The organism is Bifidobacterium sp. B4111 (assembly GCF_026537235.1).
In the GTDB taxonomy this organism is placed as follows: domain Bacteria; phylum Actinomycetota; class Actinomycetes; order Actinomycetales; family Bifidobacteriaceae; genus Bombiscardovia.
This window is the reverse complement of sequence record NZ_JAFNMO010000002.1, coordinates 393,840-411,017: the sequence shown is the minus strand read 5'-3', so window position 1 is coordinate 411,017 and position 17,178 is coordinate 393,840. Positions and strand designations below refer to the sequence as shown.

At 61.2% G+C, this 17,178-nt stretch carries 12 protein-coding genes and 1 tRNA gene; 10 read left to right on the top strand and 3 right to left on the bottom strand.

Translation table 11 applies throughout. From position 1 onward, the window contains the following. Positions 1-48 precede the first annotated feature (48 nt). The 5 genes from J3T93_RS05570 to J3T93_RS05550 all read left to right on the top strand — a co-directional run bounded on the left by J3T93_RS05570 (position 49) and on the right by J3T93_RS05550 (position 3,902). Positions 49-1,167: an ROK family transcriptional regulator gene (locus tag J3T93_RS05570; protein WP_267430871.1), complete on the top strand. Its 1,119-nt coding sequence runs from the start codon at positions 49-51 to the stop codon at positions 1,165-1,167. A 123-nt stretch (positions 1,168-1,290) separates the two neighbouring features. Continuing rightward, positions 1,291-1,364: transfer RNA gene (locus J3T93_RS05565), tRNA-Gly, on the top strand. A gap of 504 nt (positions 1,365-1,868) precedes the next feature. After that, positions 1,869-2,102 carry a DUF2188 domain-containing protein gene (locus J3T93_RS05560; protein ID WP_045934889.1) on the top strand — a complete coding sequence of 78 codons (234 nt, stop codon included), beginning with the start codon at positions 1,869-1,871 and terminating at the stop codon, positions 2,100-2,102. Between the two features lie 203 nt (positions 2,103-2,305). Then, entirely contained in the window at positions 2,306-3,115 is an 810-nt protein-coding gene (locus tag J3T93_RS05555) for a hypothetical protein (protein ID WP_267430870.1), read from the top strand. A 31-nt stretch (positions 3,116-3,146) separates the two neighbouring features. After that, entirely contained in the window at positions 3,147-3,902 is a 756-nt protein-coding gene (locus J3T93_RS05550) for an alpha/beta hydrolase (RefSeq protein WP_267400953.1), read from the top strand. Positions 3,903-3,908: 6 nt separating this feature from the next. Here J3T93_RS05550 and J3T93_RS05545 read toward each other — a convergent pair whose 3' ends face one another. Beyond that, entirely contained in the window at positions 3,909-6,128 is a 2,220-nt protein-coding gene (locus tag J3T93_RS05545; RefSeq protein WP_267430869.1) for a cation:proton antiporter, read from the bottom strand. A gap of 571 nt (positions 6,129-6,699) precedes the next feature. Between J3T93_RS05545 and J3T93_RS05540 the strand changes: the two genes are divergently transcribed. Further along, a complete protein-coding gene (locus tag J3T93_RS05540; RefSeq protein WP_267430868.1) occupies positions 6,700-9,435 on the top strand; it encodes a cation-translocating P-type ATPase in 2,736 nt (911 codons plus the stop codon). A gap of 35 nt (positions 9,436-9,470) precedes the next feature. Continuing rightward, on the top strand, positions 9,471-9,923 hold the full coding sequence (locus tag J3T93_RS05535; protein ID WP_258561511.1) for a nucleoside deaminase: 453 nt from the start codon (positions 9,471-9,473) through the stop codon (positions 9,921-9,923). 8 nt (positions 9,924-9,931) lie between these two features. On the opposite strand, the gene J3T93_RS05530 is transcribed toward J3T93_RS05535, so the two are convergent. Beyond that, entirely contained in the window at positions 9,932-10,729 is a 798-nt protein-coding gene (locus J3T93_RS05530) for a sulfite exporter TauE/SafE family protein (RefSeq protein WP_324123867.1), read from the bottom strand. 274 nt (positions 10,730-11,003) lie between these two features. Between J3T93_RS05530 and J3T93_RS05525 the strand changes: the two genes are divergently transcribed. Next, a complete protein-coding gene (locus J3T93_RS05525) occupies positions 11,004-11,978 on the top strand; it encodes a ketopantoate reductase family protein (protein ID WP_267430866.1) in 975 nt (324 codons plus the stop codon). A gap of 176 nt (positions 11,979-12,154) precedes the next feature. After that, positions 12,155-14,380: an alpha-galactosidase gene (locus J3T93_RS05520; protein WP_267430974.1), complete on the top strand. Its 2,226-nt coding sequence runs from the start codon at positions 12,155-12,157 to the stop codon at positions 14,378-14,380. Positions 14,381-14,402: 22 nt separating this feature from the next. Here the strand turns inward: J3T93_RS05520 and J3T93_RS05515 are convergent, their stop codons facing one another. Continuing rightward, on the bottom strand, positions 14,403-15,686 hold the full coding sequence (locus J3T93_RS05515; protein ID WP_220236659.1) for an ROK family transcriptional regulator: 1,284 nt from the start codon (positions 15,684-15,686) through the stop codon (positions 14,403-14,405). 231 nt (positions 15,687-15,917) lie between these two features. On the opposite strand from J3T93_RS05515, the gene J3T93_RS05510 reads away from it, so the two are divergent. Then, entirely contained in the window at positions 15,918-17,174 is a 1,257-nt protein-coding gene (locus J3T93_RS05510; RefSeq protein ID WP_267430973.1) for an ABC transporter substrate-binding protein, read from the top strand. The last annotated feature ends 4 nt before the right edge of the window (positions 17,175-17,178 follow it).

Sequence of the window (17,178 nt, the reverse complement as noted above, 5' to 3'; positions counted from 1 at the left end):
TCCCCATGGCGGGTCCCCGTACCCGCATTATCTATCGTCAGGCGAATTATGACCAGCAATAGCGGCAACCTGTCCAAGGCATTGCCCAAGTCGGTGCGGCACCACAATCGAGCAATCCTGCTCAGATTGCTCTATCCCGATGTCAGTATGACCAGGGCTGATCTGGCCCGCGCTTCAGGGCTGACCAGGGTCGCCATATCAGATATTGTGGCCGAGCTGCTGGGCGAGCATCTGCTCATGGAGGTGGGTTACAGCAAATCCACCGGGCCGGGCAAGAGGGGACGGCTGCTGCGCATCAATCCTGACGGGCGCAGCATCCTGGCCCTGGACCTTTCCACGCCCTACGTTTTCAGGGGGGCGGTGCTCAACCTGACCGGGCAGGTAGTGGCGCGTGAGGAGATCCCTCTGACTGCTGACGGCAAGGTTCCCCTGGACTTGGTGGGGGAGCTGACCGATTCATTGATGCAGCGGGCAGCCCACCCCATCATGGGCATCGGTGTATCCAGTCCTGGCATCGTCAGTGCTGAAGGCGTGGTGGATGATGCCACCAACCTGGGCTGGGTTCAGACCGACCTGCGCGGCTATTTGCATGAGAAGACAGGCCTGGAGGTAACGGTCAACAACGATGCTAACAACGAGGTGCTGGCCGAGCAGCAGTTCGGCTCAGGACAATCTGACCTACTGCTGGTCCATCTGGGCGACGGAGTTGGGGCGGGGTTGCTGGTTTCCGGCGAGCTGGTGACCGGTTGCAACCGTGCGGCCGGCGAAATTGGCCATGTGGTCGTTGACCCCACAGGCCCTCAGTGCCGCTGCGGCAAGCGCGGCTGCTTGGAATCTCTGATCAGCGTTCCCAAGCTGACTGCTGCAATGGACGGGGATCCTGACAATCTGGCTAGCATTCTGCGCCGGGCCGGTGAACTGCTGGGCCGTGTTCTGACCATGTCTGCCGGCCTTATGGATATTCCTCGCGTGGCTGTTTTGGGCGATTCCAGAGTGGTCAACCGCATCTTTCTGAGCGCCATGGAGAAGACCATGAACGATGCTCTGGCCACTGATTTCCGGCGGCCCCTGGTGGTCGACCGATCGGCCTTGGGTGAGGATGCCGCCTTGCTTGGGGCCTGCTCCACGGTGGTGGCTGACCTGATCGAGCCTGACGGCACCGTCTGAAAGTGGATTGAAGACCTGTCTCGTAACCGTGCCCGGAGTTGGTGATTCGCGCACATCGCCGAGACCTGCTACCATAGTGACTCGCATGCGGTTGGCCGAGGTCTGACCCCGGTAGCCAAACTTGCGGGCGTAGTTCATTGGTAGAATGGAAGCTTCCCAAGCTTCAGAGGCGGGTCCGATTCCCGTCGCCCGCTCCAGTCGGATTCACGGACATGTCGATGAAGATCGGGATTTCAAACCTTTCATATTTGCATATATTTTGAGCTTTATTATCATAATCTGGTTTTGAGATCGCGCCATATGTCGCAAATCTGACATATGGAATATGGGGTGCTTACGTGGGTGTTTCCTGGTCATAGGCTTATCGAGTCCGTATATCTCCGCAAAGCGCCTTATTCCTAAACGGCTTTTTATTGGTTCTAGGTAAGAAGACTCTTGAAAATTATTTCTCAGTAACAAACGCGGAAGAATGAATGCCGAAGTCATGCGTGTGCTTTTCGGTATTTGCAGGATCATGTCGAGTTGTCGCCAGACTCCGCTCTAATCACAGAGCCACTTTGTATTTGAGACAGGAGTTGCAACACAGGGCCGGGTCTTTGATGAACAATATTCCTGAAAATTCTGGAGTGTCGAAGCACGGTGTCTCAGGTCGGGCAGTGGAAGATGAGGGGGTACAGGGAAGTATGGAAAGGACGGCCATCATGGCTGATTATCACGTGCAATACGACGGGGATCGCGATCTCTGGACAGTCAAGCGTGCCGGGGCTTCACGCGTCTCTCGTACCTTCGCCACCAAGGCGGAGGCCACCAAACAGGCCAAGGTCTTTGCAGATCGGTCCGGCGGCGGCGAGGTCAACATCCATAACAAGGGCGGCAATAAAATCCGCGACAAGCGCACCATAGGCAAGAAGGATCCCCGAGACATCAAGGGCTGAACTCCAACCGGGCTCCAGGTTCTTTCGCCGTCATCGGACCTGTGCTGGTGCCGAACGTCGCGGCGATAAGTAACTAGGCGCTTCTAATATGCCTATCTATCAGTCCAGCAGGATGTTGGGATGGTGAAGCATTGGCCACCGGCGCTGGTCTGCATGTGTCCGCCCCCATAGACTGAAACCAACCGTGAAAGGTGGCGAGGTCGATGGCCGATGGATTCAACCAGCTGGATCAGCGGCTGGCGGACAGCGGGTATGACGAGGGTCTGCCAGCCTCCTATCCTCCTCGCCCGGATATTGATGAGCGTCCTATTCAGATAGCCCATGCCAACATCTGGAGTCGGTTTGCGGCGGTTACAGGGCTGGTCTCAGCCCTGGCGGGCGCTGCCTTGCTGGCCCATGCCATAGCCCCCTCCAGGCTAGGGGTGATAGGCCAGGTGGGCATCTCGGCCTGGGTGGGTGTCTCCGTGGCCTTTGCCCTTTTGACCATAATCCTGGTCGTCATAGCCCGTCACTCCGGAACAATCCCGAACCGGCCATCCGTGGGCTCGGCGGGCATTATTCTTCTGATCTGCGGAATGCTCCTGACCGTGGCAGGCCTGCTCATCGCCAACTCTTTTCCCAAGGGCATCATCAAGGCTCCTGCGCGTGACGAAGCGCCCATCAGTTCGGCCCAGGCTATGACCGGCGGTATCGACAAGGCTGTCGGTCAGTGCGCTTCGGGTTGGCATGACATTGGCCTAGATGGGTATGTGGGCATCTCCCAGGCCCGGTATTGCACGGATACGACCATAGCCTACGTGGTCTTCGACAACGATTCTGCGGCATCTCTGGCCAAGGGGCCCATCCGCGCCCGCGTGCCTGACCTGCTCTCCCGCTACGGAGGCGGGCTGCAGCCCCAGGATCTATGGCTGCTGACCGGCAAGCGTTGGATGGTGGTAGGCAGCAAGACCCAGGTGACCGGACTGCAGGGCCAGTGGGGTGGCCAGGCCGAGCCGCTCATGAGTCAGCATTGAATGACCGGCCCGGTCGACTATCGTGGCAGATATGGATCAAGCACAAAAGGATAATGGCGGATTGGTGGGTCGGCCCTCCACGGTGGTGCCCGGACGTTTTGGGCAGGAGCTCAAGGTCGAGCAGGTCCGCTGGTCCCGCAAGCAGGGCACAGGCAACCCCTCGCGGCCCATTTTTGTACTCATGCACGGCTGGGGCTCCAACGAGGAGGACATGGCTGACCTGATGCGCTACGTGGCCCCCTACAACGACTATGCATCCCTGCGGGCGCCCATGGTGGTGCCGGGCAGCGAGCGCGGCATGTTCGGCCCTGGGTACACCTGGTTTCACGATATGCGCCCCGAACAGGAGGACTTGGATCGGGATGGCTACGCAGCGGCTCGAGCTGTGGATGCCTGGGTTTCAGCCAACATCCCCGAGGACCGACCTGTGGTGGCCATGGGCTTCTCGCAGGGAGCCATGCTGGCGGTTCATCTGCTTCGGGTCAACCCTGAGCGCTACCGGGCATCCATATGCCTGTCCGGGTTCCTTGCCCCAGGCCTAGTGCCCGGCACTGCTCCGGCGGATGAGCGCCTGGCTGGCTTGAACAAGCCGGTCTTCCTGGGCTTCGGTTCGGATGACACCACGGTGCCCAAGTACGAATTCCGGGCCCTGGCCGCCTGGTTGGACGAGCACGTATGGCTGCACACCACCGAGTACGATCACTTGGACCATGCCGTCGACATGCGCGAGATGAATGACCTTCGCCAGTGGCTGGGCGAGATCGACGTGACCTCGGGCCTTATGTAGATCGGCTCACAGGGCCGAGTCGGCATCGACCTGCATGACGTAGACGTTGCGGCGCATCTTCCTGGCTGTCGTGCGCGAGATCTCTCCGGATTCGACCATGTCCTGGATCTGGCCCAGCTCGATGGCATACCCTTCGCGCTTGGCCTCCTCCACCTGATCTCTGACGGCCGGCATGCCCGCGTATTCGGTCTTTCCCTCCGCCGAGGATTCGATCATCTGGTGGTTGATGATGGTGTTGAGCAGGTCCTCGGTCTTGAAGCGGCCCTTGCCCAGCTCGGAGTAGAGCTTTTCGATCAGGAAGTGGTTCATCTCTGCCTGCAGGTGGCGTCCGGCCACGAAGACACGATCCTTGTCGATCGGCTGGGTCAGGTGCTTCAGGCGGTGGAACTGGCTGTGTAGCAGGCCCCTGAGTCGCCTGCGAGCCGTGTAGGCCCTCCAGCGGAGCTCTCCGCCCCTGTCCAAGTGGAAGAGGGAGCCGGATATGGTGGACAGGATCCTGCGTGCTGCCTGTTCCTGGCTGCGCAGATTCAGCAGTTCCTCCTGGTCGTCTCCGCGGTCGTTGCGCCGGTCGATCAGCTGTGCATCGGCATCCCTGTCGGCTACGGTCTCGGCCTCGGTGCTGGGTTCGGCCTCGGTCGCAGGATGTGCTGATGCAGGTGCCTGCTCAATACTGGCGTCTTTGCTTTTGAGCCGTTCCTCCAGCTGATCCTGGGCCTCCTCAATCCGGCTCAGCCGTTCCTCCATGTAATCCTGCTCCCACTCCATAGTCTGCACCTGCAGGTCCTGGAAGTCCTTGGGGGAATACTGACCGATCCGCGACTTGAGCTTGGCGATGCGGTGGTTGTACTGCTTGATCACGTGCTGGATGGCCAGCCGGTTCTCGTCAGTGATTCGGCTGGAAAGCTCCCGGACTGTGCCTCTGAGCACCTTGATGGATTTTTCGACCTGTTGGGCCGGAACTTCGCTGCTCTGTGAAGGGGCCAGCAGCGGCAGGGCGAAGTTGGCTAGCACCAGGGTGACGATGATGACCCCGGCGGCCACGAAGATCAGCTCGCTGCGCATGGGGAAAGCGGACCCGTCGTCGGTCATATAGGGGATGGTCAGGGCCAAGGATAAGGTGATGGTCCCCTTGGGTCCGCCGAAGGTCATGACGGCCGCCGACCTCAGGAGCTTGGATGTGATCCTTCGTCTGCTGCCGGTCTCATGGTCCTTGGTGAAGATCAGGACGCTGGCTGTCCAGAGGAAGCGCAGTACAATCACGGTCAGGCAGACCAGGGTGATGGTGGCCACCAACATCCAGTTGCTGACCCGACGGTCTCGCCAGCTGGTGCCCATGGCCGCCGGCAGCAGCATGCCCAGAAGGACGAAGACCGCGCCGTTGAGACTGAAGGAGAGCACCTTCCAGACGCTGGATGAGACGATGTTGGCCTTGGATGTGTTGGGGCCTACTCCGGTGTGGTCGAAGCGAACCAGCAGCCCGGTGGAGACCACGGCCAGGACCCCGGACACATGCAGGATGTTCTGCCCGACCATGTAGATCAGGAAGGGCAGGAAGAGCTCCAGCAGGATTCTGGTGGTGGTGGTCTCCCAGCCCAGGCGGCGGGCGGACTCAAAGAGCCAGTTGACCACGAAGCCCATGATCAGGCCGAAACCGATGCCGCCTACGAACTCGAGGAGGAACTCGCCCAGGGCTTGAGGCAGGGAGAAGGAGCCGGTCACGGTGGCCAGGATGGCGAACTGGAAGCCGATGACGCCAGTGGCGTCGTTGAAGAGCGATTCACCGGCAAGAATGGAATGTTCGTCCGGTGTAAGGTCGGCACTCTCGCCCAAGGAGGAAACAGCCACGGCATCGGTGGGCCCCAGGGCGGCACCCAGGGCCATGGCTGCAGCCAGGGGAAACATGGGCCAGGCAGCGTGCAGGATGACGCCCACCATGATCATGGTCAGGGCAGCCAGTCCGATGGCCAGGGAAAGGGATGATCGCAAGCCCTTGAGCAGCTCCACCTTGTTGATGGTGTGGGCTTCGTAGTAGAGCAGGGGCGCAATGAAGAGAACCATGAACAGCTCAGGATCCAGCCGCATCCGCGGAAAAATGGGCAGCAGGGCCATGACCGCGCCCAAGGCAATCTGGACCAAGGGGGTGGAGATCCGGGGAATGAATCTGGAGATGAAGGAAGAGACGAGGACGGCAGCAAGTATGCACAGAATGAGGATGAATGTTTCCACGGGCTTCCTTTCCGCCACGCAATCCCGGGCGGGCTGCCGCAGGCCCGACTAGTAGGGTTCATTCGACCGATGAAGGAATCTCCGAGTACAGGGTTGCATGAGGATTGACGTCGCACAATCCATTGTACGGAATCACGGTATCCAGGAACAGCATTAATGGACAATGTGCGCTAAGTTGACACCTCAAGGCGAAATGGTGGACAGACTGCGCTCGCGATAGGCGAACATTTGTGAAAATCCGGCCTGGGGACTCCCGTAAGTGCATGAAGAGCCGGCTCAATCGGTATACTCATGAAGACCGGGAAGGCTCCGAACCTCCCAGCGGGCACTGCTTGCGGCGGCTGACCATGGAGCCCCATCTCTTGACCCCGGGGACTTGCGCGCACGCTATTGTTTCCCCGATGCTTTTGGACATCCCCCGGTCCAGAAGGAAGATTGCGAGAAAGACTGCAGAGGGTCGCATGCGGGGACAAATGACCGATCCGGTTTGGAAAGGCCAGGTTGACCGATGACATCATCCATGACATCTACAAGCATTAAGAATCAGAACGCAGCGGTAGCAGGGACTGACATGCGTTTCGACGACACCGATTGGCACAGCCTGGAGACCTCGGCTGTGCTGGAGACCCTACGCACCGGGGACCAAGGTTTGGATACGCAGGAGAGCGCACGCCGACTGGAGATCTTCGGGCCCAACAGCCTGGCCGAGGCCCAGGCCAAACCCCGTTGGAAACTTTTCCTGGAGCAGTTCGCCGGCCCCCTGATCGCCGTTCTGATGGTCTGCGGCATCATCACCATTTTTCTGCAGCACTATGTGGACGCTGCGGCCATATTCCTGGTCCTTTTTCTCAATGCCATCATCGGCTATGTGCAGGAATCCAAGGCGGACAAGGCCGTGGAGGCCCTGACCACCCTGTCCACCCCCACCACACGGGTGGTGCGCCAGGGCAGGGTGGAGCAGATTGACGCCGACCAGCTGGTTCCGGGCGACCTGGTCCTCCTGGAGAGCGGCGACCGCATCCCCGCCGATCTGCGATTGATCGAGGCCCTTCACCTGCGCATCGACGAGGCCATGCTGACGGGCGAGAGCGAGGATGCCAAGAAGAATACGGATCCCGTGGACCGCGATGCAGCCCTGGGCGACAGGCGATGCATGGCCTTCTCGGGCACCATGGTCACCAGCGGCCGTGGACGCGGGCTGGTGGTGGCCACTGGTTCCGACACCGAGCTGGGCGAGATCAACGATCTGGTCCATGTGGCCAAGGGCCGCACGCCCCTGCAGCGAATCATCCACCGTACCGAGGTGGGCATCGCCGTCGCCGTTATCCTGGTGGCCATCTTCGTCTTCATCGGCGGAGCCATCCTCAATGGCGATGCTACCGGGGCCTTCCTGTCTGCGGTCTCCTTGGTGGTGGCCTCCATGCCTGAGGCCCTGCCCATCGTGCTGACCGTGGCCATGGCCTTGGGAGTTTCTAGGATGGCCGAATACCATGCCATCGTCCGCTCATTGCCGGCCGTTGAAACCCTGGGCTCCATCACCGTCATCGGCTCGGACAAGACCGGCACGCTGACCCAGAACCGCATGACCGTGGAACAGTTCACCCTGGGCGGCGGCCAGCCGATCCCCGTAGAGGGCATGGACCTGGGCGCAGCGGCCGTATCCGACGACGACCGTATGCGTGGTCTGTCCGCCCTTGCTCGGGCTGGGGCTCTGACCAACGAGGCCCACCGGCAGCCGAATGAACAAGGCGGCATCGAATACAGTGGCGACGCGGTCGATATGGCCATGGCCCGCCTGGCCGACCAGACCGGGGCTGTGACCACCGAAGACCTGGACGCTCCTATCGTCATGGAGACCCCCTACGAGCCGGAGCTGCTCCACTCCATGACCATCCGCCGCAGCCCGGACGGCACCCTGACCCAATACGTCAAGGGTGCCCCCGATGCGATCATGGCCATGAGCCGAACCATGCTGGACCCGGATGGCCAGGTCGTTCCCTTGGACACCCAGGCTGTCCACAAGTCCTACGAAGCAATGGGTTCCCAGGGGTTGCGGGTGATCGGCGTGGCCAGCAGGGTCCTCTCCTCTGACCAGGATCCCGCCTCCCGCCGTCGACCTGACGACCTGACCTTCCTGGGGCTTGAAGGCATGCTCGATCCGCCCCGACCCGGCGTGCGCGAGGCCATCGCCGAATGCGCCGGGGCCGGCATCCGCGTGGTCATGATTACCGGCGACCACCCGGTGACCGCAGCCGCCATAGGTCGTCGCCTGGGTCTGGAGCATACCGACCAGGCGTTGACCGGCAGCGAGATGCTGGAGATGAGCGACGAGGTCCTCCGGGCCCGTCTGCGTGAGACCTCCATCGCCGCCCGCGTTTCCCCCCAGGACAAGCTGCGCATTGTGGAAGCCCTGCAGGATGAGGGCCATGTGGTGGCTGTGACCGGCGACGGCGTCAATGACGCCCCAGCGCTGAAGGCTGCCTCGGTGGGCATCGCCATGGGCCGCTCCGGCACCGACGTGGCCCGGGAGGCCAGCGATGTGGTTCTGACCGACGACAACTTCGTCACCATCACCCAGGCTGTGCGTCAGGGGAGGGTCATCTTCAAGGCCATCCGCGGGTCCGCCTACTTCCTCCTGTCCACGGCCGCAGCCGCCATGATCGCCGTGGGGGTCAATGTGATTGCCGAGGAGCCCCTGCTCTTCCTGCCCCTGCAGATGCTCTGGATCAACTTCGTGACCAACGGCGTCCAGGACATAGCCCTGGGATTCGAGCCGGGCAGCGGGGACGAGCTGGAGTCGCCCCCGCGTTCGTCCGGAGAGGGCTTGCTCTCGCGAGTGCTTTGGGCACGGCTTGCCGTCTGCGGGCTCTGGATGGCCACTTGCATCCTGGTCCTGTTCCGCCTCAACATCAATGCAGGGATGGATCTGGCCCACGCCCGGACCATGGCCCTGACCTTATTGGTCCTCTTCAACTTCTTCGTCGCCATGTCGGCCAGGTCTGAGAACAGGCTGATCGTCCAGCTCAACCCCTTGGACAACACCTTCCTCCTGGTGGCTTCGTTCGTGGCCCTGGGCATCCACGCGGGGGCCATGTATCTGGCTCCGGTTGCAAGCGTTCTGGGCATGGCTCCACTGAGTGCAAGCCAGTGGCTCATCTGCCTGGGGATTGGACTGACGGTTCTGATCTTCAGCGAGGGGGACAAGATGGTTCGTGCCTTCCTAGCCAAGCGAGGCATCGACACGTCCGGGCGGCCCAAGGCCCATCTGCACCATGTGCGTCGCCGTATCGCAGGCATGATCAACTGAACTGACCTGTCGGGCTGGACTGCCAGACTGAACCCGTGCAAGAACAGTGGAAGGCGCCCATGGAGGAGGCCCTGCGGCTGGCCGGCTTGGCTGGAGACCGTGGGGACGTGCCCGTGGGCGCTCTGGTCTTGGATGCCTCGGACCGCGTCATCGGCCGGGGCTTCAACCAGCGGCAGGCCCTGGGCCGTCCCCTGGCTCATGCCGAGATGGAGGCCATCGGGAAATCCGACGTGGGCTGGGATCTGGCCGGGTGCACCATGATCGTGACCCTGGAGCCCTGCCCCATGTGTGCAGGGGCGCTGATGGCTTGTCATTTCAGCAGGGTGGTTTTCGGAGCCTGGGACCCCAAGATGGGAGCCTGCGGGTCGGTCTGGGATCTGCCCCGTGACCCGCACACCGGAACAAAGGCCGAGGTGCTGGGTGGTGTGTGCGAACAGGCGTGTGCCAGGATTCTTGCCGATTTCTTTGCACGGCACCGCCAGGGCTGAGCCTGTTTTTAGCGGTGGTTGTGATTGGCCATGTACTGCTGGAAGACCGGGGTAACCTGGAGGGCCGCCCAGATGCAGCGCAGGACGATCAGGCAGAGGTAGGCGGCGAACAGATTGGCGCCCACTCGCGCGCTGACCCCCGAGGCCGCCCAGGTGCCCACAGGTGTGGTCAGAGCGGCCACGATTCCCAGAAGTAGCCCCTGACCGGCGTGGACCAGGTGGTGCCGCAGGTTGGTGAACGTTCCCGACAATGAACTGGGCAGGATGGCCAGCAGGGAGGTTCCCCTGGCGATCAGGTCGCTGGCGCCCAGCAGAGCCAGGGCGGGCACCGCGATGGCTCCGCCGCCGACACCCAGCAACCCTGACAGGGTTCCGATCAGGACGCCGACCAGCAGAATGATCAAGGCCACCACTGGGCTCAGCTGGATGCTGCTCTCCCTTGAGGGCGTGGACAGCAGCTGCTGGGCAATGACTGCCATGAGGAAGCCCACGTAGAGCCATCTGAGGATCACCTCAGGAAGCCGGTCCAGCAGCCAGGTGCCGACCTGCGCCCCAATGACCGTGCCCACGGCCAGCAACAGAGCCGCCAGCCAGTCCACATGCCCGCTCAGGGCGTAAGAGGCCACCCCGGCCAGCGACATGGGGATCATGGAGGCCAGCGACGTGGCAGAGGCCTGCCGTTGCTGCAGTCCGGTCCATACCAGGGCAGGCACTATGATCGATCCGCCGCCGATGCCGAACATCCCCGACAGGAATCCGCTGATCACGCCCACCAGGACCAGGATGGCCAGGGTCCGCCGGTCCATCCCCCCGGCTCCTCTCTGCTCTCTTTGCATGGGTTCTAGCCTATGCCGGTGTTTTTGCCGGGATGGCTGGATGTCCGCTTATGCTCCTATCGGCGTCGATTAGGCGTGGCGAGGCTTTCCACGCTGCAGGAATCCACGCATGCTCCAGTCCTTATGTCCACTATGCGAGCGTTGTCCTGGTCCCCTTCTGCCGTCCCGGCATACTGCTTGGTATCCCTCGGGCCGGTCCCCGAAGGTGTGTCGCCTAGTCAGGAAAAGAAGAGGGTGTATTTCGATGCGATATACGGTCATCGGTGCCGGAGCCATGGGCTATCGTCTGGGTGTGCTGCTGCAGGAGCAGGCCGGCCTGCAGGTGGATTTCGTGGATACCTGGATGCCCAATATTGACAAGGTTCACGACCAAGGAGGCGTCTATGTCTCCCGCGATCATGAGAATCGGCATTTGGTGTCCGTTAATATTTACACCCCTGAGGACTACAAGGGCGACCCCGACGTCTGGATCGTCATGCTCAAGCAGATGCAGCTGGAGGCCGTCCTGGAGCGCTGCGCACCGCTCTTCCGCGACCATCAGGTGGTCGTCTCGGCCATGAACGGCTGGGGTCACTTCGATAAGCTGCTCAAGTACTTCCCCCAGGAGCGGATCTATGGTGGCACGGCCATGATCGGCACGGTCCTCAATGGGCCCGGCGACGTGGATTTCATAGGCAAGTCCGGGGCCGGCTCCCTGCACCTGTGTGCCATGACCGAGCAGACCACCGACCTGGAGCGCAGGATGGCCGAGGACTTCAAGGCCGCCAACCTCAACCCCATCCTGACGGAAAACTTCGAGGGCACCTGCCTGGCCAAGATCATCTTCAACTCGGTGGTCAACACCATCTGCACCATGTATCAGATCACCATGGGCCAGTTCATCTCCTACCCGGGCGCCAAGGATATGTCCCGCCAGCTGATTGACGAGGCCTATGACGCCTGCGAGAGGGCTGGCAAGCAGCTGATCCAGACCCGTCAGGAGACACTGGACGAGGTGGACTATGTCAGTCGGGTGAGCAACCCGCTTCACTACCCCTCCATGTATCAGGACATGTCCAAGGGCCGCCCGACCGAGGTGGACTACATCAACGGCTACCTGGCGCGCCTGGGCCGTGAGCATGACTATGTCTGCCGGACTCAGGAGTTCCTGACCCACGGTGTCCACCTGGCCGAGCTGGCCTTCCGTGTTCACCACGAAGAGCAGGTCGGCCAGAGCTGATGTAAACAGCTGCTGAGCGGATTTCCATGAATTACTTTCCCAAGTAAGAAAAACACGCCCTTCCAGACAAGTTAGCCGCGGGTTCTTAGCATGGAGCCTGATTTATCAGCCTCGGCGAGCGGCATCGCCGGGCTTATGGCGGAGGTGTCATGGAGGTTCATCGCGGCGGCCCGAGGATGGGGTCTTATCAGAGCAAATCGAATCTGGGGGTTCCCCTCAGGTTGGTTTACATGGAGCAGTCCGAGCTGTCCCTTGCTGCTCTTTTCCCGGGGAGGGGTCTGCCGCGAATAGTTCACTGGGGCGATCCAGTGGCCGATCCGCAGGCCCTTCTGGGAACCTATGACGCTCTGGCCCCGCAGCGGGTCTCAGGAGGACTGGACCTGACGGCCTGGCCCAGCATCCTTCCGACCCAGTCCGAGGCTTGGACCGGACAGCGCCGACTGCGCATCTGCCGCAGCGGTGTTGAGGTCTTTTGCCGCTTCCAGGTGGTGTCAGTCGATTTGGGCACAGCCCAGGTCCGCCCTGACGGCTCCGCCGTTCCGACGCTGAAAGTTCAGGTATGCGACCAGGGCCAGGGCGTGGGGCTGACTTGGCAGTGCCAAGTGCTTTCGTCCGGTCTAGTCAGGCAGCGTGCGGACCTGTTCAACCTGGATAAGGTCAGAGAGCTGGATGTCAACGGCTTGGAGCTGGCTTTCCCCTTGCCGGCCGAGGCAAGCGAGATTCTGACCACCACCGGTCACCACCTGCGCGAGCGCAGCCCGCAACGCCAGCCATTGACCGTAGGCCGTCTGGAGCGTTCAAGCTTGGTGGGCCGGCCGGATTTTGATTCCTCCCTGGTCATGTGCGCGGGTCGACCCGGGTTCGGATTCGAGCATGATGAGGTATGCATGGTCCACTTGGGTTGGAGCGGCAATGGTCTGCTCAGCGCCGAGCGGATTCCTTCAGCTCCCGCATTGCTGGGCGGCGGCGAGATTCTGATGGCGGGAGAAATCGCGCTTCCTCCTGCTGATGGCCATTCCGGCCAGCCAGCGTATTCCACGCCCTGGCTCTATGGTTCCCGGGGCAAAGGGTTGGACCAGGCGGCCAATAGGTATCATGCTTTCCTGCGATCCCTGCATCCCGGGTTGGCCTCACATCCCAGGCCTGTCACTCTGAACACCTGGGAGGCGGTCTACTTCGACCAGTCCTATGACAAGCTGGCTGCCCTGGCCGAACAGGCCGCCCGTATAGGTGTGGAGCGTTTTGTCGTTGATGATGGCTGGTTCCAGGGCAGGCGTTCGGATGAGGCCGGACTGGGGGACTGGTCCATCGATCGGCAGGTATGGCCCGAAGGGCCTAAGAGCCTGGAGGCTCTGGCTGCCAAGGTGCATCAGCTGGGAATGGAATTCGGCCTCTGGTTCGAACCCGAAATGATCAGTCCAGACTCAAACGTCTTTCGCGCACATCCTGACTGGGTCATGTCCCCGGGGCCTTCCCGGCTGCCTGTCGAAGGCCGCAACCAGCAGGTCATGGATCTGACCAATCCCGATGCCTATGGCTATGTGTTCGATGCCATGGACTCGCTCATTGCGCTTATGAGCATCGACTACATCAAATGGGATCACAATCGTTACGTGACCGAAGCCTGCTCGCCCCGGTCGCGACGTCCTGCCATGCATGCGCAGACCGAGGCGGTCTATAGAATCATGCGCGACCTGAAAACCAGGCATCCTGGCTTGGAGATTGAATCCTGCGCTTCAGGGGGCGCACGCATCGATCTGGGCGTATTGGAATACGCTGACAGGGTTTGGGTCTCGGACTGCGTGGATCCGGTCGAGCGGGCTGACATCCAGCGCTACACATCCTTACTGCTGCCGCCGGAGATGATGGGTGAGCATGTGGGCGATTCCCCGGCCCATTCCACCGGCCGTGCCACCTCGCTCGGTCTGCGTGCGGCCATGGCTTTCTTCGGCCATATGGGCGTGGAATGGAACCTGCTTGCCGTGCCCCAGGATCAGCTGGATGAGCTGGGGCGTTGGATTGATCTTTATAAGCAGTGGCGGCATATGCTGCACACCGGTCGTGTAGTGCATGGCGACGCACCCGACCCGGCAGTCCGCTTGGATGGAGTAGTCTCTGCTGGCGGCTCGCAGGCGCTCTACCGCTTCACCCAGTTGACCTCTTCGGTCAATTACCCTCCGCAGCCCTTGGCGCTTCCCGGTTTGGATCCCAAGGCTGATTACAAGATCAGACCCTTGGATGTCTGCCGTGACCTGGATCGGATCGGCAACGGACAGAGCCCTCTGGCCTGGTGGCGTTCCCAAGGCGTGGTCCTTCCGGGCGCGGTCTTGGGCGCTCAGGGAATCCGGCCACCGGTCGTTCACCCGGCGGAGGCAGTGATTTTTGAAGCGAGCCGTATCTGAATCCGTCCAGTCGTTTCCTCGTTCATTCGGGCTTATCGGCCTCTCCGGGGCCCTGCAGGTACCGGGCAATTGCTCTGGCCGCCGGTGCTTGGGCCCAGCGGAGCCAGTCGCCGTCAATGATTTTCACGGGAACCTCGACCATCTGGCTGTGGCGGAATGATGCAGTGCCCTTGCGTACGGATTCGACGCACCTTTTCATCAAATAGGAAGTCTCCCCGCCAACCAGAACCTTGTCAGGCAGGGCCACGTTGGCCACCAGAGCGATCAGCACCCCTAGCCGATAACCGGTCAGATTGAGCAGGGTCTCCGCCTGTGGCATGTCCTCCTCCAGGTCTTTGACCAACTCGTCAAGGCTGGCAGCCTGCCCGATGGCATGCGAGTACTGCTCAGCCAGGGAGCCTGTAGTCAGGCACTGGGCGCAGCCACGATGACCCAGATAGCAGACCGGTCCGTCCGGATCCACCAGCTGATGGCCAATCAGCCCAAAACCCTCATCCGGTGAGGAGACAGGCATGCCGTGCTCGCTCAGGGCATAGCCGATGCCGGATCCCATGGTGATCAGAGCGAAACGATCCAGCCCGATGCCCTCGCCGAACCATCCTTCGTACAGGGCCAGAGCATCGAGATCGTTGAAGACCAGACAAGGCAGATCACATGTATTCTCCATCTGGGTGGCAAGATCAATAGGTTCGCTCCAGTGCAGGAAGGGGGCGTAGGTGACGATCCTGTCTCCCTCCGCCCGACCCCCAAGGGAGATGGCAAGGCCGGAGGGGCTGGGCAGCCCGGCCTGGCTGATCTCGCGCATGCATTCCTGGGCAAGGTCTGACAGCATCCTTACGACCTGGCCTGGGCTTCGCTGTCGAATGTGATGACTGTGGGGCTGGCCGACGGGTCGGCAGGCCAGGTCCGTCGCCGTGGCCAGCGCGGTGCCGCCGTGAAGATTGATGCCGATGAAGGTCTTGGCTTCCCGGCGGATGATCAGAGCCTGCTGCGGTCTGCCTACGCTATTGGAGCTATGATTGCCGTCATCCTGTCTTCCTGGGTCTTTCTTTGCCTGCGGCAGTGTGCCTGCCTCTCTGATGACCCCGCGGTGGGTCAGATCGTTGGTGATGCGCGATACGGCACCCTGGGTCAGGTTGAATCGCCGTGCCAGGGCCACTCTGGAGATCGGGCCGTGCTGGAGGATCTCAACGGCGATGCGGTGGGTATATTGGGAGGCCGTGAACCAGGCTGGGAACGGCCGTGCTTCTCCTAGGCGGTAATCGTTCTCGTGATGGTTTGAGCTCTGGTTGTCTCTGTCGGCCACGGTGCCTCCTTACGGAAAATTGGTCCGACCTGATTGCGGACAAACCCCATGCACTGAACAGCATATCTTAATTACTTTCTTAACGAAAGGAACTCGCCGGGGCTGGGAATGAAATATCCCTGTCCCCTATGCTGGTCCGCAGAATCATCTAGGTCATTGTTGCCCGTGCGGATGGTAAAGGAGCCAAATATGAAGGATATCGGCAGTAGGGAGGGATCCGGGCTTGGTCGAATGACGACCTGGGTTCGCAACGGAGTCGCCTCGCTCCTGGCTCTGCTGACCGTCGTGGCCATGGCGGGCTGCGGCTCAGCAGATTCAGGCCAAGTCACTCTGGACTTCTTCCAGTTCAAGTTCGAGGCCGCCGACCAGTTCAAGGCCATGGTTGCACAGTTTGAGAAGGAGAATCCTGACATCAGGGTGAACATCAATAATTCGGCTGATGCCCAGACGGATTTGCGCACTCGTCTGGTCAAAAACCGGGTGCCCGACGTCATCACCTTCAACGGCGATATCAGCTTCGGCATGTTCGCGGCATCCGGGGTCTTCCATGATTTCACTGACGATCCCTTGGTCAAGGGGCTCAATCCGGGCATGGTGTCGATAGCCAGGAATCTGGTCCAGACCAAGGATCCTTCGGCCAAGCGCCTGTATGGCCTGCCCTTTGCCGGCAACGCCAGCGGGTACATATACAACAAGACGCTTTGGCGAAAGGCAGGGCTTGACCCTGACAATCCGCCGCGCACCTGGTCGGAGTTCACGGCTGTCATGGACAAGTTCAAGTCCCTGGGCATCGAACCTGTGCAGGGCACTCTCTCTGATTCCTGGACCGCCCAGGCCCCCTTGGCGTCACTGGCGGGGACCCTGGTCCCCGAGAGCAGATACAGGGATCTGATGGCTGGGAAAACCGATTTCAAGACCCTGTGGACGGAGCCGGCTCGGCGCGAGGTCGAGCTCTTCAGCCATTCCACTGGCGACAAGGGCGTCACCTACCAGCAGGGCACCCAAAATATGGCCAAGGGCAAGGTGGCGATCCTTCCCCTGGGAACATACGCCATACCGCAAATCAGGATGATCGAACCGGATGTGGACCTCGGATTCGCCCAGATGCCCGCGAATGATTCCCGCTCCCGGCAAATACTGACGGCTGGCGACGATGTCATGCTGACCATGGGCGCCAACACCAGGCATCCCAAGGAGGCCATGCGGCTGATCCGTTATCTGATGCAGCCCCAGCAGCTGCGCACGTATGCCAAGGCCCAGACGGCCTTCACGCCGACCAGAAAGGTGGAGGCAGGTGATCCGGCCCTGAACGGGGTTCTTCCCTTCTTCCAGCAGAACCGCTTGGCCGACTTCTGCGACCATTACATCCCCTCTTCCATCAATATCGGCGGCTATCTGCAGACAATGGTCACCAAGGGGGATGTGGATGGCTTCATCGGTTCCATGCAGAACGAATGGGACAAGGTCCAGGCAAGGAACTTCCAATGATGAA

Excerpts from the sequence above, each read along its gene's own strand:
- J3T93_RS05550 (WP_267400953.1), top strand. The coding sequence starts at position 3,147 with ATGGATCAAGCACAAAAGGATAATGGCGGATTGGTGGGTCGGCCCTCC.
- J3T93_RS05525 (WP_267430866.1), top strand. The coding sequence starts at position 11,004 with ATGCGATATACGGTCATCGGTGCCGGAGCCATGGGCTATCGTCTGGGT.
- J3T93_RS05570 (WP_267430871.1), top strand. The coding sequence starts at position 49 with ATGACCAGCAATAGCGGCAACCTGTCCAAGGCATTGCCCAAGTCGGTG.
- J3T93_RS05530 (WP_324123867.1), bottom strand. The coding sequence starts at position 10,729 with ATGGACCGGCGGACCCTGGCCATCCTGGTCCTGGTGGGCGTGATCAGC.
- J3T93_RS05540 (WP_267430868.1), top strand. The coding sequence starts at position 6,700 with ATGCGTTTCGACGACACCGATTGGCACAGCCTGGAGACCTCGGCTGTG.
- J3T93_RS05555 (WP_267430870.1), top strand. The coding sequence starts at position 2,306 with ATGGCCGATGGATTCAACCAGCTGGATCAGCGGCTGGCGGACAGCGGG.
- J3T93_RS05560 (WP_045934889.1), top strand. The coding sequence starts at position 1,869 with ATGGCTGATTATCACGTGCAATACGACGGGGATCGCGATCTCTGGACA.
- J3T93_RS05520 (WP_267430974.1), top strand. The coding sequence starts at position 12,155 with ATGGGGTCTTATCAGAGCAAATCGAATCTGGGGGTTCCCCTCAGGTTG.
- J3T93_RS05510 (WP_267430973.1), top strand. The coding sequence starts at position 15,918 with ATGACGACCTGGGTTCGCAACGGAGTCGCCTCGCTCCTGGCTCTGCTG.